Annotated in this window: 14 protein-coding genes; 5 read left to right on the top strand and 9 right to left on the bottom strand. The window is 71.0% G+C overall.

Annotation, left to right across the window (positions count from 1 at the left end; all coding sequences use genetic code 11):
* Positions 1–59: 59 nt before the first annotated feature.
* Positions 60–521 (bottom strand): hypothetical protein, encoded by a 462-nt coding sequence (locus tag FHX82_RS07165; RefSeq protein WP_145937419.1) that lies wholly within the window; start codon positions 519–521, stop codon positions 60–62.
* A gap of 73 nt (positions 522–594) precedes the next feature.
* On the opposite strand from FHX82_RS07165, the gene FHX82_RS07160 reads away from it, so the two are divergent.
* Positions 595–1,656, top strand: a complete 1,062-nt coding sequence (locus FHX82_RS07160) for a glycosyltransferase family 4 protein (RefSeq protein WP_145937418.1) — start codon at positions 595–597, stop codon at positions 1,654–1,656.
* Between the two features lie 283 nt (positions 1,657–1,939).
* On the opposite strand, the gene FHX82_RS07155 is transcribed toward FHX82_RS07160, so the two are convergent.
* On the bottom strand, positions 1,940–2,326 hold the full coding sequence (locus FHX82_RS07155; RefSeq protein WP_145937417.1) for an NUDIX hydrolase: 387 nt from the start codon (positions 2,324–2,326) through the stop codon (positions 1,940–1,942).
* 50 nt (positions 2,327–2,376) lie between these two features.
* Here FHX82_RS07155 and FHX82_RS07150 point away from each other — a divergent pair, with 50 nt between their 5' ends.
* A complete protein-coding gene (locus tag FHX82_RS07150; protein ID WP_145937416.1) occupies positions 2,377–2,826 on the top strand; it encodes a DUF4383 domain-containing protein in 450 nt (149 codons plus the stop codon).
* A gap of 488 nt (positions 2,827–3,314) precedes the next feature.
* On the opposite strand, the gene FHX82_RS07145 is transcribed toward FHX82_RS07150, so the two are convergent.
* Genes FHX82_RS07145 through rfaE2 form a run of 3 tightly spaced genes read right to left on the bottom strand, consistent with a single transcriptional unit; the run spans position 3,315 to position 6,294 of the window.
* On the bottom strand, positions 3,315–4,022 hold the full coding sequence (locus tag FHX82_RS07145) for a BON domain-containing class I SAM-dependent methyltransferase (RefSeq protein WP_229880506.1): 708 nt from the start codon (positions 4,020–4,022) through the stop codon (positions 3,315–3,317).
* Positions 4,019–4,822, bottom strand: a complete 804-nt coding sequence (locus FHX82_RS07140) for a glycosyltransferase family 2 protein (protein WP_222425985.1) — start codon at positions 4,820–4,822, stop codon at positions 4,019–4,021. The genes FHX82_RS07145 and FHX82_RS07140 overlap by 4 nt, the downstream gene beginning before the upstream one ends.
* Positions 4,819–6,294, bottom strand: a complete 1,476-nt coding sequence (rfaE2, locus tag FHX82_RS07135) for a D-glycero-beta-D-manno-heptose 1-phosphate adenylyltransferase (protein ID WP_145937415.1) — start codon at positions 6,292–6,294, stop codon at positions 4,819–4,821. Before rfaE2 ends, FHX82_RS07140 begins: the two co-directional genes overlap by 4 nt.
* Before the next feature lie 114 nt (positions 6,295–6,408).
* On the opposite strand from rfaE2, the gene FHX82_RS07130 reads away from it, so the two are divergent.
* Complete coding sequence (locus FHX82_RS07130) at positions 6,409–7,563, top strand: glycosyltransferase family 9 protein (protein WP_145937414.1); 1,155 nt, start codon at positions 6,409–6,411, stop codon at positions 7,561–7,563.
* Here FHX82_RS07130 and FHX82_RS07125 read toward each other — a convergent pair.
* From FHX82_RS07125 to FHX82_RS07110, 4 genes are all read right to left on the bottom strand, one after another.
* Positions 7,498–8,616: an FUSC family protein gene (locus tag FHX82_RS07125; RefSeq protein ID WP_229880508.1), complete on the bottom strand. Its 1,119-nt coding sequence runs from the start codon at positions 8,614–8,616 to the stop codon at positions 7,498–7,500. The two genes, FHX82_RS07130 and FHX82_RS07125, sit on opposite strands and share 66 nt — an antisense overlap.
* Before the next feature lie 35 nt (positions 8,617–8,651).
* On the bottom strand, positions 8,652–9,404 hold the full coding sequence (locus tag FHX82_RS07120; protein WP_145937413.1) for a GAF and ANTAR domain-containing protein: 753 nt from the start codon (positions 9,402–9,404) through the stop codon (positions 8,652–8,654).
* A gap of 213 nt (positions 9,405–9,617) precedes the next feature.
* A complete protein-coding gene (locus FHX82_RS07115) occupies positions 9,618–10,604 on the bottom strand; it encodes an SDR family NAD(P)-dependent oxidoreductase (RefSeq protein ID WP_145937412.1) in 987 nt (328 codons plus the stop codon).
* A gap of 34 nt (positions 10,605–10,638) precedes the next feature.
* A complete protein-coding gene (locus FHX82_RS07110; RefSeq protein WP_145937411.1) occupies positions 10,639–11,664 on the bottom strand; it encodes an AraC family transcriptional regulator in 1,026 nt (341 codons plus the stop codon).
* A gap of 71 nt (positions 11,665–11,735) precedes the next feature.
* On the opposite strand from FHX82_RS07110, the gene FHX82_RS07105 reads away from it, so the two are divergent.
* Together FHX82_RS07105 and FHX82_RS07100 are read left to right on the top strand one after the other, a co-directional pair.
* Positions 11,736–13,226, top strand: a complete 1,491-nt coding sequence (locus FHX82_RS07105) for a flavin-containing monooxygenase (protein ID WP_261377210.1) — start codon at positions 11,736–11,738, stop codon at positions 13,224–13,226.
* Positions 13,223–14,905, top strand: a complete 1,683-nt coding sequence (locus FHX82_RS07100) for an FAD-dependent oxidoreductase (protein ID WP_145937433.1) — start codon at positions 13,223–13,225, stop codon at positions 14,903–14,905. The genes FHX82_RS07105 and FHX82_RS07100 overlap by 4 nt, the downstream gene beginning before the upstream one ends.

Raw genomic sequence — 14,905 nt, 5'->3', positions numbered from 1 at the left:
ACCTCCCGGGTCGCGACCGGAGAAATAGATACCCGTTCGAGTGAGTGCTGAAACGCGTCTCAGCAGGTGGTGGCGGCGTAGGTACCGGCGGTGACCAGGCCGTAGGCGAGATGGGGAACGGCGTCGCTCGCCCAGTCCGCCGGCTTCCACTCCCTCGGATCGGTGATGCCGAGCAGCGTCATGGGCGCGCTCGAACCGACCATCGCCGCGGCACCCGTGAGCAGGCCGGCGACGGGCATCGAGGGCCGCCAGCCCAGGCCGCGAAGAGCCCCGTACAGCGCGCCGACGCCGACTCCGGTGAACAGGCCCATCAGCGGGCCGAGGCCGGAGACGCGGTTCTCGCGTTGTTCCCCTTCGCCGGGAACGGGGAGACCGGTCTTCTCCGAAAGCGTTTCGACGGTCTTCTCCGGAGTGCTGCTGGCCGGGCGGCCGCGCCACACCATGTCGAGGTAGGTGACCGCGTTGAGCGCGGTGGTCCCGGCCGCACCGGCCGCCATGCCCCGCAGGATGGAAGACAACATGCGTTCGGTTACCCCTGGTTCCCGTGTCGAACCGCACACGTAGCTCCTTCGGGCGGCGGGTACCCGTTTCGCCGTGGCACCTCTCCATACGGCTTTCGTGGTCGATTCGGACTCCTTCGGCGCTCCCGAGGCACACCTGGCGCGGTTGCTGCGGTTCCTGCCTCCATCGGTTCGGCCCAGCCTGGTGGTGAGCCGCGAGGTCGCCGGGTTCTTCGGCGGCGGATCGCAGGTGCGGGTGGTGCCGTCGGCGCGCGGCCGGTCGTGGGCGCCGGACATGCAGGCCGTGCTCGCCGAACTGGCACCGGACGTCGTGCACGTCGACCTGCCGGACGTGCGCGGGAACGAGGCGGTGCTGCGGGCCGCGGAGTCGGTGGCACCGACGGTGGTGACCTTGCACTCCGGCAACTTGCCTCTTGTCGACAGTTGGGATGTCTACAATCGGCTGATCGGCGGGTTCGCGCCGCTGCGTTCCCTATTGTTGACATTGCAGGAACTGGGCGTGCCCGCGCACCGGATCCGTCGCATCCGCCCTGGCGTGGAGATCCCGGCGACGCCGGTGCCGCTGCGCAGCCGGACACCGGTCGTCGTCGGCGCGGTCGCTCCGCTGGTGCCGGAACAGGGGCTGGACCTGCTGATCCAGGCCGTCGCCGCGCTCGTCCGCCGCGGGCGGGCGCTGCAGGTGCTCATCGCGGGCGACGGACCTGAGCGCGCGGCGCTGATCGACCGCGCGCGAGGACTTCCGGTGCGGTTCGTCGGCCCGGTCGCGGACGCGGTGCCGCTGCTGCGGCGGCTGGACGTGTTCTGCGCCCCCGCGCGGCAGGAGGTGCCACCGGGAGCCCTGCTCACCGCGCTGGCGCACGGCGTGCCGTGCCTGACCACAGCGGTCGGCGACGCGGTCGACGCGCTCGCCGGCGCCGCGACGATCGTGCCACCCGACGACGCCGGCGCGCTGGCGAGCGGACTGGAGAGGCTGGTCACGGACGCCGGCCTGCGGACGAAGCTCGCCGGCGACGGACGCGAGCTGGCCACCCGAAACTTCGACGTGCGGCGGGTGGGGGTCCAGGTGGCGGAGGCGCTGGCGGAGTTCAGTGCAGGTGCCCGGGCTGATGCCGGTCGTCGGGGGTCGTCTTGGTGATGTTGGAGGCGTAGGCGCGGTTGACGTGGCCGAAGCGCGGCGGGGCTCAGTGTGGGCCGACGGGCGTGGGTGCCCGGCGCGAGCCGGCCGTGCGGAACTTCGACGTGCGGCGGGTGGGATTGAGCTGGTGCAGGTCGGCGGGTGCGAGCGGGCGCGGCGCCGGATGGGAGCTGCCACGCGGAATTCCGCTGCGGTGCTGGGGGCAAGGCGCTGGTGGGCGCCCGGGCTGATGTAGGTCGTCGGGGAGACGTGGTTGCGATCGGTGTGCGTGAGCTGGCGGGGCTCAGCGCAGCTGCCCGCGCCGGTGCAGGTCGTCCATGATCGTCCGGGTGGCGGCGGAGACCTGGTCGCGGTCGGCGTGCGTGAGCCAGCGCAGCTCGGCGATCTCGCTGCTCGGCGCCAGTTCTCCCGTGTAGTCGGCGGAGTAGCAGGTCATCCGGACTGTCGTGGCCTTGCCGTCGGCCTGTGCTTCGAACGTGCCGGCGTGCACCGCGCTCTCCGGCACGATCGCCACCGACAGCTCCTCGCGGACCTCCCGCACCAGCGTGTCGACATCGCTCTCCCCGGTTTCGCGTTTGCCGCCGGGCAGGTAGTACACGTCCTTGCCGTGCGAGCGGGCCGTGAGGACCCGCCCCGACTCCACCCGCAACCAGGCGATTTTGTCGATCACAGCGGAAAACTGTAGTGCATCGGCCGCACACGCCTGGGTATATCGGGCGCATGACGCATACGACGACGAAGACCCGCAGGCCCGTCCAGACCTTCGCGCTCGTGGTGGGCGTGGTCTTCCTGCTCGCGGGCATCCTGGGCTTCATCCCCGGTATCACGACGCACTACGACCAGCTCACCTTCGGCGGCCACCACTCCGGGGCGCTCCTGCTCGGCGTCTTCAACGTGTCGATCCTGCACAACCTGGTGCACCTGGTGTTCGGCATCGCGGGCCTCGTGCTCGCGCGGGGCCCCGGCGGGTCGCGCGGGTACCTGGTGATCGGCGGGTTCATCTACCTGCTGGTGTGCGTGTACGGCCTGGTGATCGACAACCACAGCGCGATGAACTTCCTGCCGGTCAACGGCGCGGACGACTGGCTCCACTTCGGACTCGCGGTGGGCATGGTCGCGCTGGGCGTGCTGGGGACCGTGGTGGAGCGCTCCCGCGAGCAGCGCGCTTAGCTCCACCGAAGGCTCGGCATGTTGACAATCAGCGGCGAGGACAATACGACAATGCGCAGCTCGTACAAGCCACGGCGCTGATTGTTGACAAGCGGAAAGTCGCCCCAGGCAATCCCCGGCCGCCGGGGTGACTCGCCAGGTCCGCAATTCAGTCGCCCGGCTCGACTCTCGCGGGGCCTATCCAGTGGCGGGTGATTCTCGCGCCAGCGATCCGGTGGCGGGTGACTTACCGGTCGGCGATCCGGTGGCTGGTGGACTTACCGATTCGCGGCTTGGTCGCGGGTGTCTCTCGTGGTCGGCGATCCGATGGCGGGGTGACTCTCCGGTTCGCGATCCAGTGGCAGGACGATGCTCGTGGTCGGCGATTTGGTAGCGCGTCGACTCCCGCGGTCCCGATCCAGTGACGGGGTGCCCCTCCGGTCCGCCATCCAATCCGGGGGGCCTCGCGGTCCACCATTCATTCCCGGGGCGACCCGCCCGTCCGCCCTTCAATCAAAGAACCGCGACAGCTCCGCCTCGTCGGGGTACTCCGACTCGTCCGCAAGTGGTTGCAGCTCCGCGAAGATGCTGGCGCCGTCGCAGGCCGCGTGCAGTGGGTACCACAGGCGGCGCGAGCCGGGGCGGCGGCAGATGCCCTTGATGGTCTGCACGTCCAGCATCCGCACGTGCGTCGGGTCCGCGACGGCGTTCACGTACTGCCACCACGGCGACAGCACGAACGCGACACCGTCCGGCCGCAGGATCCGGTGCACCTCGTCCACCAGCGGCAGGAAGTCGATCAGGTGCTCCAGGATGTGCACGAGGAACACCCTGTCCACCGACGCGTCCGCGAACGGCAGGCCGCTCGACACATCGGCCAGCACGTCCACCTCCGGCGTGCGGTAGAGGTCCACGCCGAAGTTTCCCGGATACTGCTTCTGCGCCCCGCAGCCCAAATCCAGCACCACCGGGTCCCGCCCGTCGACGCGCACCCGGTCCCACACCCCGAGCACGCCGTCGAGCCGCCCCACCAGGTCGCGCGCGGTGCGCAGCTGCGCCGTCGAGTCCACCTCGCCGGTCAGGTGCGCGACGCCCCGGTCGAACCGGACCTCGACGTCGAGCCCACGCAGTCGTTCGTCGTACTTCCACATTTCCCGTACGGCCTGGTCGAGAAACCTGTCACGCTTCCTCAGCCGCTCCTGGGAAAGGGGGCTCACGGAACCACCGCCTCATACGCTTGGAGTGTGCGATCGGGCACTGTCGTGGGAGATTCCAGGTGGACCGCTCCCGTGGGCAGGATACCGGCGCCGCCGTACTTCGCCATCACCCGAAGCTGCGCCAGCACGTCCTCGCCGCAGTGCGTCTCCGGGATCTCCGCCCAGAAGTCGAAACCCCCGACCGACTCCAGCATCTCCCGGTCGTACAACACACAACCGCCGACCCACGCCACCTTGTACGCCGTCCACTTCGGACGGTTCGCGACGCGGTCGGACAGGTGCGTCGGGTTCGCGGCGTTGTGCAGGGTCCACCGGTTCCACGCCGGGCTGTCCCGCGACACCTGCTCGGGTTCCGGCCGTCCCGCCCACTCCTCGTACGGCGCCAGCTCGTGTGGCCGGTGATCGTCCAGATAGGACAGACCCTGCACGGCATTACCGACGAAACCGCACTCCAGCTCGGTGATCGCCGAGTGCATCCGCTCCAGCGTGCCGGGTTCGAGCCACACGTCGTCGTCGAGGAAGAGCACGTACGGCGCCGTGGCCAGCGAAAGCAGGTGCCCACGTTGCTGCGCCAGCCCGCGCCGCGGCAGGTTGCGGCTCAGCGTCACGCTGTGCCCGCGCCGTTCGAGCATCCGGATCATCGCCCGCGCCGCCGGCGTGTCCCAGCTGGGCGCGCCGTCGGACTGGTCGCTCACGATCACCGCGAAGTCCGCGAACTCCTGCGCCGCCAGCCCGGACAGCGTGACGGCGAACTCGGTCGGCCGGTCGCAGGTCGGAACGAGCACCTCCAGTGCCGTCACGCCTCCTCCCCGACCGCCGATCCAGTGCGGATCTTTTCGATCACCGAAGTGGTGGACTGCTCGGGCACGTAGCCCAGTGCCCGGACCTCGCCGCCGTAGGACCGCACGACCGGCGCCTCCTTCAGCATGTTCTCGGTGTAGTCCCCGCCCTTGACGTACAGCTCGGGCCGCAGCCGGCGGAGCAGGTTGATCGGGGTGTCCTCGTCGAACACGGTCACGTAGTCGACGCAGCTGAGCGCGGACAGCACGGCCGCCCGGTCCTGCGCGGTGTTCACCGGCCGGTCCGGACCCTTGAGCCGCCGCACGCTGTCGTCGGAGTTGACCGCGACGACCAGCACGTCGCCCTGGCGCTTGGCTTCGTTGAGGTACGTGATGTGCCCGCGGTGCAGCACGTCGAAGCAGCCGTTGGTGAACACCACCGTCTGCCCGGCTTCGTGGTGCCGCGCGACGAGTTCCGCGAGCTCCTCGGGCTCCAGCGCGGCGTCGCGCGTCAGCGCCACCGACAGTTCCGTCCACGTGCACACCGAGGTGCCGTTCTTGTGCACCACCACGCACGCCGCGGCCTGGGCCAGTTCCAGGCACGCGGTGAGCGGCAGCGAAGCCGCCGCCCCCAGCGAAAGCGCGGCGACGAACGTGTCCCCGGCACCGCTGGCCTGGCTCTCCGGCACGGGATCGGCCCACGTGCGGTAACCCGGGGTGTCGGGAGCGAGGAGCAGCGCGCCGTCGCGGTCGAGCGTGACGACGACGGCCTTCGCGCCCGTGGCCTCGAAGAGTTCCGCGCGGCGCCGCTCGAACAGCTCGGCCCGTTTTCCGTTCTCCGGCAAGGCCGCGCCCAACAGCTGGGCGGCTTCGCCCGCGTTCGGTGTCACGAGGTCCGGCGTGATTCCGCGCCAGCGCGCGCAGTCGTGGGCGTCGACGACCACCAGCGGCACCGCTTCGCGCACCTTCGCCAGAACTTCCCGCACCGCGGGGCCGAAAAGCCCATTGCCGTAGTCGCAGATCAACAGCGCGTCCGCGTCCTCGACGGCCAGTTCGACCGCCGCCGCGATCTGCTGCCCGAGCTCGCCGTCCGCGTCCTCGGCGTCGCCTTCGTCGAATCGCACCAGCACCTGGTCGTCGGCGACGACGCGATGCTTGCTGACGGTCCGTCGACCAGAGGACAGCACGACATGTTGCGTGTCAACATTCTGCGTGGCGAGCAGTTCGCGGAGCTCACGGCCGGAGTCGTCGTCGCCGACGAGGCTCACGAACCGCACCTGGGCGCCCATGGCCGCGAGGTTGACCGCCGTGTTCGCCGCGCCGCCGGCGGAAAGCGCGCGGCTGCCCACGTCGACGACCGGCGCCGGCGCCTCGCGGCACAACCGGTCGCTGTGCCCGGACAACCACACGTCGAGGATCGCGTCACCGACGACGACGACCTTCGGGGTGTGCTGCGATAGCCGTTCGACCAGGTCAGCCGTGATGGCTGTCATGTGCGACCTCCACTCCTTCTCGTCGGAGAACGTGCCCGAATACGCGAAGGTCAAACTTCTGCCGTTTGCCCGCCGCGACAACGGGCACCTCTTCCTGCGCGAGAAGGAGGCGACGTGACGAACACACCCGCGGTGGGACCGGTCCTCGAACCCTGGCCCGACGTGCGCCGGATCGCGGTGCTGCGTGGCGGCGGACTGGGCGACCTGCTGTTCGCGGTGCCCGCGATCCAGTCGTTGAAGGCGGCCTACCCCGACGCCGAGCTCGTGCTGCTCGGCACGCGGATGCACGCCGAGCTGTTCGCGGACCGCCCGTCCCCGATCCACCAGGTCCTGCAGCTGCCGCCCGCGCGCGGCGTGCACGAGCCGAAGGGGAAACCGTTCGACGAGGCCGAGCAGCGTGAGTTCTTCGACAGCGTCGGCCCGGTCGACCTCGCGGTGCAGGTGCACGGCGGCGGCCGGTGGTCGAACCCGTTCGTGCAGCGGCTCAAACCGCGCTACACCGTCGGCTCGCGCACCGAGGACGCGGTGGAGCTGGACCGCTGGGTGCCGTTCCGCTACTACCAGCACGAGGTCGTCCGTGCGCTGGAGGTGGTCGGGCTCGCCGGTGCGGCGCCCGTCGCGCTGGAGCCGTCGGTGACCGTGCGGGAACAGGACCTGGTCGCCGCCGAGGAGCACCTGTTCGGCCTGCCGCGGCCGCTCGTCGTCGTGCACCCGAGCGCGACCGACCCGCGCCGCCGCTGGCCCGCGGAGAAGTTCGCCGAGGTCATCGCCGCCGTGGTGGCCGACGGCGCGGGCGTCGCGGTGATCGGTTCGCCCGACGAGCAGGAGCTGGTGGACCGGGTCACGGCGCTGTCGCGCAAGCGGGTGGGCGACGCGAGCGAGCAGGTCCGGCCGATGACCTCGCTGTCGATGTCCGCCCTGTGTGGTGTGCTGGCCAGTTGCGGCGTGTTCGTCGGCAACGACAGCGGCCCGCGGCACCTCGCGCGTGCGGTCGGCGCGCCGGCGGTCGGGATCTACTGGATGGGCAACGTGATCAACGCCGGGCCGCTGGGCCGCTGGCAGGACCGCGTGCTGATCTCGTGGACCACGAACTGCCCGGTGTGCGGGGTCGACGTGACCCGCGAGGACCTGCCGCGCTGCGAGCACGACGACTCGTTCGTCGCGTCGGTCGAGGTGGACGCGGTCCTCAAAGAGACCCGCGAGCTACTGGCGCATCGCCGGGTCCGTGCCGGTGAGCACGCGCAGCGCGCGGGACACGGCCAGCAGTAGCGCGTCCTCGGTCTGCCGGGCCTCGGTGGACAGGGTGCGTCCCTCCCAGACCCACTGGGCCAGTTCGCGCTGCTTCGCGTGGAGGGCGTCGAGGCGCTCAGGCAGTGCCTCGACGCGCTGGTCCAGTGACTCCTCGTAGCACGCAACCGCTTGCGAAAGCCGTTCGAGCAGGTCGGCGAAACGCTGCGTGAACGCCGGGTCCATCGGTTCCTCGGTCACCAGTGCCTCCGCGATCCGCTGCACCTGCGCGGAAACCTCGGCCAGCGTGGTGATCGACTCCGCCATGGCCGACGTCAGCGGCGACCGGTTGCGGCGCGCGAGGAGCTGCCAGCGCAGGTTGAAGCGGGTGCTCTCGCGGCCTGCGATCATCGCCTCGTCGGCGCGCCGCACGGTGTGGTCGAGCGTGCGGGCGCGCCGCAGCCACGACCGGGCCGTCTCGACGTCCCAGTCCTCGCGGAGGTCGTCCGCGATCGAGCCCAGCAGCTCCCGGATCTCCCCGGCGAGCACGACCCCGGCCTCCCGGGTGTGCCGCAGGTGCACCGGCGGCAGGACCACCATGTTCACCACCACCCCGGCGACCGCGCCGAGCACCGTCTCCCCGAGCCGTTCCAGCAGGTAGACCCCGGAGTTCGCGGTGCCGCCCGCGATCATCAGCAGGCTGACGACGGCGACCCAGATGCCGCTGCTGCCCAGTCGGTGCCACTGGCCGATGAGGACGCCGAGGAACACCGTGACGCCCATGGCGAGCAGCGGCACCGGGATCAGCGTCGCGCCCAGGTAGGCGAGCACGAGCCCGAACATCAGCGTGACGAGCTGCTGCGCCGCGTTGGTGAACGACCGGTAGACCGTCTCGGCCATCAGGAACACCGCGGCGTAGGGCGCGATGAACGACTGCGGCGACGGCAGGAGGACGCGCGCCGCGAGCCAGGCCAGCACCGCGGCGAGCGCCATCTTTCCGGCCTGTACCAAGGCTTCCCGCTCGCGGCCGGGCACGCGCAGGGCACGCAACAGCCAGTCGCCGGGCGCACGCAGGGAGTGGAGTACGCGGTTCACCCTCCAGCGGTACCCGGTGCGCCCGGGCCTCATGCTCAGCCGCGGCGGCGCACCGACTGCAGCAGCTCGTGCGCGACCTCACGCAGCTTGGTGTTCTGCCGCTGCGACTGCTCCACGAGGCGCGCGAACGCCTCGTCGGCGGTGATGCCGTGCACGGCCATCAGCACGCCCTTGGCCTGGTCGATCTCCGCTCGCGAGGTGAGCGCGATCTCCAGGTGCCGCACGCGCTGGCGCGCGTGGTGCCAGCGCCGGGCGTTGCTGATCGCCGCCGACGCCGCCCCCGTGAACAGCTGCATGAGCCGCTCGTCGAAGGGGTCGAACGCCGACGCCGTCCTGCTGTACACGTTGAGCGCGCCGAGCAGCTCGTCGTCGTTCTCGCTGGCACCGTCGAGGAGCAGGGGCACCGACAGGTACGCCTGCACCCCGCTGTCCTGCGCGGCCTTGACGAACTCCGGCCAGCGCTCCTCGTCCTCGCGGACCGCGGCCCGCACCGGTTGGCGGGTGCGGGCGGAGTGCAACGCCGGGCCGCGACCGGTGGTGTACTGGTCGCGGTCGATGTCGATCACGGCTTCCTCGGTGGTCGCCGCGGTGCGCGCGCCGTCGTCCTCGAGCAGTGTCACGCTCACCGCGTCCGCGTCGGCGATGCCCTTCACCGCTGTCTCGGCGAGCCGTTGCAACACGGCCTGGAGTGGTTCCTCCTCGGAGATTTCCGTCCGCAGTCCTGCTAACGCGGCCGCGACCTCGTCCAGTCGGAGCAGTGGTTCCGGCCGATCGGGGGAGGTGTTCATCCGCGCAGGGTCGACCGCGCCGATCCACGTGCGGGTACCACAAAAAGACCTGACATCAAGCTTTCGCCACCTTCGCGCCGTCCGTGCTTTGCCCAAGCTTCGGCGCCAGCTGCTTGACGCAACCGAAAGCATACGTGCGCGCGGCACCGGCCCGATCAGGGGTCCTTCTCGGGTGGGGCGGGCCCGGCCGGGCCGTCGGAGGTGGCTGTCTACTCAGGACTGGCCGCGGCTGGAGGCGAACGCGTTCACCCCGGTCAGTTCCGCCGAGAACGCCCACAGCCGCTCGGCCTGCGCCGGGTCGACGGCGTAGTCGCGCACGCCCAGCCGCACCGGCGGTCGGTCGCCGCCCGACGGCAGGTCGTCGGCGGGCGCGGGCTCGGCGATGTCGCAGTCCTCGCAGTACACCCCGCCCATTCCGGCGAGCCGCGGCGAGGTCGCGCACCACACCTGCGTCGCCGCGCCCTGTTCCGGCGTCTTGAAGTAGGCGCCGAGCGGGTTGCCGTCCTCGTCGATCCAGCCGTTGGCGATCTGCTCCTCGCGGGAGAGGTGCCGCTGCAACGGCGTCATGATGCTGCCCGGGTGCACCGAGAAGGCCCGCGCACCGTCGCTCAGCCGGTCGAGGTGCACGGCGAACAGGGCGTTCGCGGTCTTCGCCTGCCCGTAGGCCTGCCACTTGTCGTAGCCGGTCTGGAACCACGGGTCATCCCAGCGGATACCGGAGAAGTGGTGCCCGCGCGAGGACACCGACACCACGCGCGCGTCCGGCCGGATCACCGGCCAGAGCCGGTTGACCAGGGCGAAGTGGCCGAGGTGGTTGGTCGCGAACTGCGCCTCCCAGCCCGGCCCGACGCGGGTCTCCGGGCAGGCCATCACGGCCGCGCTCGTGATCACGATGTCGATCTGCCGTCCCGAGTCCAGGAACCGGTCGGCGAACCCGCGCACGCTGCCGAGGTCCGCGAGGTCCAGCTCGTCGACCTCGGCGAGCCCGCCGAGCGCCGCCTTCGCCGCGTCCGGGCGGCGCGCGGGCACGACGACGTGTGCCCCGGCGGCGGCCAGCGCCCGGGTGGTTTCGAGGCCCAGCCCCGAGTAGCCGCCGGTGACGACGGCGAGCTTGTCGGACAGGTCGACGCCCCGCAGGACGTCGGTGGCGGTGGTCTCCGCGCCGAAGCCGGAGCCGATCTTGTGCTGTGCGGTGGTCATGGGACCGACGCTAGGAGCTGGACCGCGCTCCAGGTCAAATCCCGCGCAGGTACGCGGCGGGGGTGGTGCCCTTCCACCGTTTGAAGGCGTGGATGAAGCTGGACGCCTCCGCGTACCCCAGCCGGATCGCGACGTCCTCGATCGAGAGCGCGCCGGTGGTCAACATCTCCTCCGCGAGCGCCTCGCGCACCTCGTCGAGCAGGTCGCGGAAGCTCGTGCCGGACTCCTCCAGCTTGCGGCGCAACGTCCGCGTGCTCATGCCCAGCTCGCGCGCGACGCCCGGCATCCCCTCGGCGAGTGCGCCGAACCGGGTCAGCCGCTCGCGGACCTCGTGCGCGATGCCGGCGCGGCGGCGCCGCTGCGAAACCAGCTCCCGGCACTGCGCCTCGCACAACGCGACGGTCTGCGGGTTGGCCAGTGGCAACGGCTCGTCGAGGAACGTGGCGTCGAAGAACGCGACGTTGGCGCTGCCGCCGAACCGCGGGCGCAGTCCGAACTGCTCCTCGTACTCGTCCACTGTGGACGGTTCGGGATGCCGGAGTTCGAGCGACAGCATCGGTGGCCCGGAGGGCAGCAGGTCGACGAGCATCGTGTGGATCGCCGACAGGTCCCGCTCGACGAGGAACCGGGCGACGTCCGCGGGCAGCGACGAGTCGTCGAGCTCCATCCGTGCGCGATCGTCCTCCACGCGCGCCCGCGGCATGCTGAACGCGAAGCTCAGGTCGAGGTAACGCAGCGCCAGGTTCACCGCGTCCCGCATCGTGGGGCTGCTCATGAACGCGAAGCCGAAGATGCCGAACGCGGTCGCGTGGTACTCCCGGCCCACCGCGAGCCCGGCGTCGGGCAGCGCGGTGGCCAGGTTGCGCACCACGCGCAGCTCCTGGCGGGCGTCGACCTCCGCGGTGGCGTCCGCGAGCCGGGCCGGGGTCAGGCCGCTGCCCGCCAGTACCTCGTCCGTGGTGAGGCCGTGCTCGCCGGCGAACCGCGCCAGCAGGCACACGCTCGCGATACCGCGGGGGAAGTCCCAGTGCCGCACGACGGGGTCGACCAGCTGGCTCATGGCCGAAATTATGGATCGGTTGTCCGCTGTTGTCTTGGCCGGGTGCCAGAAGGGCGCTTACCTTTCTCAACGTGACACAGACGCCGAAGTCCGCTCACCCGCTGAAGGTGGCCGTCATCGGGGCCGGTTTCGGTGGCCTCGGCATGGCCATCACGCTGAAACGGGCGGGGTTCACCGACTTCACGGTGTTCGAGAAAGCCGGTGACATCGGCGGGGTCTGGCGGGAGAACACCTACCCCGGCGCGGCGTGCGACGTGCCCTCGCCGCTGTACTCGTACTCCTTCGCGCCGAACCGCACCTGGCCACGCCGCTACTCCGAGCAGCCGGACATCCTCGCCTACCTCCGCCGCACCGCCGAGGCCGAGGGCGTACTCGACCACGTCCGGCTGAACACCGAGGTCAGCGGCGCGGAGTTCGACGAGGTCACCCGCAAGTGGCGCCTGCACACACCCAACGGGGTGGTCGAGGCCGACGTGCTCGTGCCCGCCACCGGCCAGCTGTCCCGGCCCGCGCTGCCCGACCTGCCCGGCCTCGACACCTTCCGTGGCGAAGCCTTTCACTCGGCCGAGTGGAACCACGACGTCGATCTCACCGGTAAGCGCGTCGCGGTCATCGGCACCGGCGCGAGCGCGATCCAGTTCGTGCCCCGGATCCAGCCGAAGGTCGCGAAGCTGACGGTGTTCCAGCGCTCGGCACCCTACGTCATCCCGAAGCCGGACCGCGCGTACACCCGCTGGCACCACCGCGTCTACCGGCTGCTGCCGCAGGTGCAGCAGGCGGGGCGGCTCGGCACGTGGAGCATCGGCGAGCTGCTGACCTCCGCGTTCACCTCGGTCCAGCCGCTGGGCAAGCTCGTCGAGCTGCTGTTCCGTTACAACCTGCGGCGGCACGTGTCCGACCGCCGCCTGCGGGAGCGGCTCGAGCCCGGCTACCGCATCGGCTGCAAGCGCGTGCTGTTCTCCAACGACTGGTACCCCACGCTCGCGCAGTCCAATGTGGAGGTCGTCACCGACCGGATCACCGGCGTCACCCCGGACGGCGTGCGCACGGAAACCGGGCTGCACCAGGCGGACGTGCTGATCTACGGCACCGGCTTCAAGGCCACGGAGTTCCTCGCGCCGATGCGCGTGTGCGGGGTCGGCGGCCGCGAGCTGAGCGAGGAGTGGGCCGGTGGCGCGCACGCCTACCTCGGCATCAGCGTGCCGGGCTTCCCGAACATGTTCCTGATCTACGGGCCGAACACGAACCTCGGCGGCAACTCGATCATCTACATGATGGAGCACCAGTGCCGCTACGTCCTGCAGCTCCTGCGGGAGATCACGGCCGGTCGGGCGTCCTGTTTGGACATTCGACGGGACGTCGCGGAACGGTTCGACACCGAGGTCCAGCAACGCCTGCAGGCCAGCGTGTGGAGCGGCTGCCGCAGCTGGTACCGCGAGGACGACGGCCGCATCTCGACCAACTGGCCCGGGCTGGTGTGGGAGTACCACCGCCGGACCGCGAAGGCCGACCTGACGGCCTACCGCGAGGTTTCCCCGAAGAAGACAGTGAAGGCGGCCTGAGCGTGTTCGACTACGACGTGGTGGTCATCGGCTCCGGTTTCGGCGGCAGCGTCAGCGCGCTGCGGCTGACGGAGAAGGGTTACCGGGTGGGCGTCCTGGAGGCGGGCCGCCGGTTCGCCGACGCCGACTTCGCGAAGACGTCCTGGCACCTGCGGGACTACCTGTTCGCGCCGTACGCGGGGTGCACCGGCATCCAGCGGATCACGCTGCTGCGCGACGTCCTCGTGCTGAGCGGTGCGGGCGTCGGCGGCGGCTCGCTGGTCTACGCGAACACCCTGTACGAGCCGCCAGAAGCCTTTTTCCGCGACCGGCAGTGGGGCCACATCACCGACTGGCGCGCCGAGCTCGCGCCGTACTACGACCAGGCCAAGCGCATGCTCGGCGTCACGCGGTACCCGCGCACGAGCCCGTCCGACCACGTGCTGCGGGCGGTCGCGGAGGAAATGGGCGTCGGCGACACCTACCGGCCCGCGCAGGTCGGCGTGTTCTTCGGCGGCGAACCGGGTGAGCGCGTGGCGGACCCGTTCTTCGGCGGCCTCGGCCCGGACCGGAACGGGTGCTCGCACTGCGGCGCGTGCATGACCGGCTGCCGCCACGGCGCGAAGAACACGCTGGTCAAGAACTACCTCCACCTCGCGGAACGCGCCGGGGCGCAGGTGCACGCGCTGACCACGGTCACCGACGTGCGGCCGCTGCCCGGCGGCGGCTACGAGATCTCGGCCCGGCGCACGGGCGGCCGCGCCAAGCGCCGGTTCACCGCCGAGCAGGTGATCTTCTCGGCCGCGGCGCTCGGCACGCAGCGGCTGCTGCACCGCCTGCGTGACCGTGGCAGCCTGCCGCGGATCTCCGGACGGCTGGGGATGCTGTCGCGGACGAACTCCGAGGCCGTGCTCGCCGCCAAGGCGAGGAACGCGGACGTCGACTACTCCGACGGCGTGTCGATCACCTCCTCGATGCACCCGGACGAGCACACCCACATCGAACCGGTGCGCTACGGCCACGGCAGCAACCTGATGGGCCTGCTGATGACGGTGCTCGTCGACGCGCAGGAGGGCCGGGCGCGGTGGCGGCTCGGGCTGCGGGAGCTGGCGCGCAACCGGCGTGACCTGCGCAAGCTGTTCGACCCGCGGCACTGGTCGGAGCGCACGATCGCGCTGCTGGTCATGCAGAGCCTGGACAACTCGCTCACGACGTACACGAAGCGCGGGCTGTTCGGGCGCCGGATGACCACGCGGCAGGGCGACGGCGAGCCGAACCCGGTGTGGATCCCGGCGGGGCACGAGGCGACCCGGCGGGTGGCGGCCAGGATCGACGGCATCCCGGGCGGGGCGTGGCCCGACTTCGCGAACATCCCGCTGACCGGGCACTTCATCGGCGGCTGCGCGATCGGCGACTCCCCGGCGACCGGCGTGGTCGACCCGTACCAGCGGCTCTACGGCTACGAGGGCCTGCACGTCGTGGACGGCTCGACGATCTCGGCGAACCTCGGCGTGAACCCCGCGCTGACGATCACCGCGCAGGCCGAGCGGGCGATGGCGTTGTGGCCCAACAAGGGAGAGCCGGACCGGCGGCCGCCCCAAGGCGCGGAGTACGTGCGCCTGGAACCCGTCGAGCCGAAGAACCCGGTGGTGCCCGAGGCCGCGCCTGGTGCACTGCGCCTGCCGATCAGCCCGAAGTGA

Origin of the sequence: Amycolatopsis bartoniae (assembly GCF_014191255.1) — a bacterium.
Taxonomy (GTDB): domain Bacteria; phylum Actinomycetota; class Actinomycetes; order Mycobacteriales; family Pseudonocardiaceae; genus Amycolatopsis_E; species Amycolatopsis_E bartoniae.
Note: the sequence above shows the minus strand (reverse complement) of the source record. Positions and strands in the feature narration are given on the sequence as shown.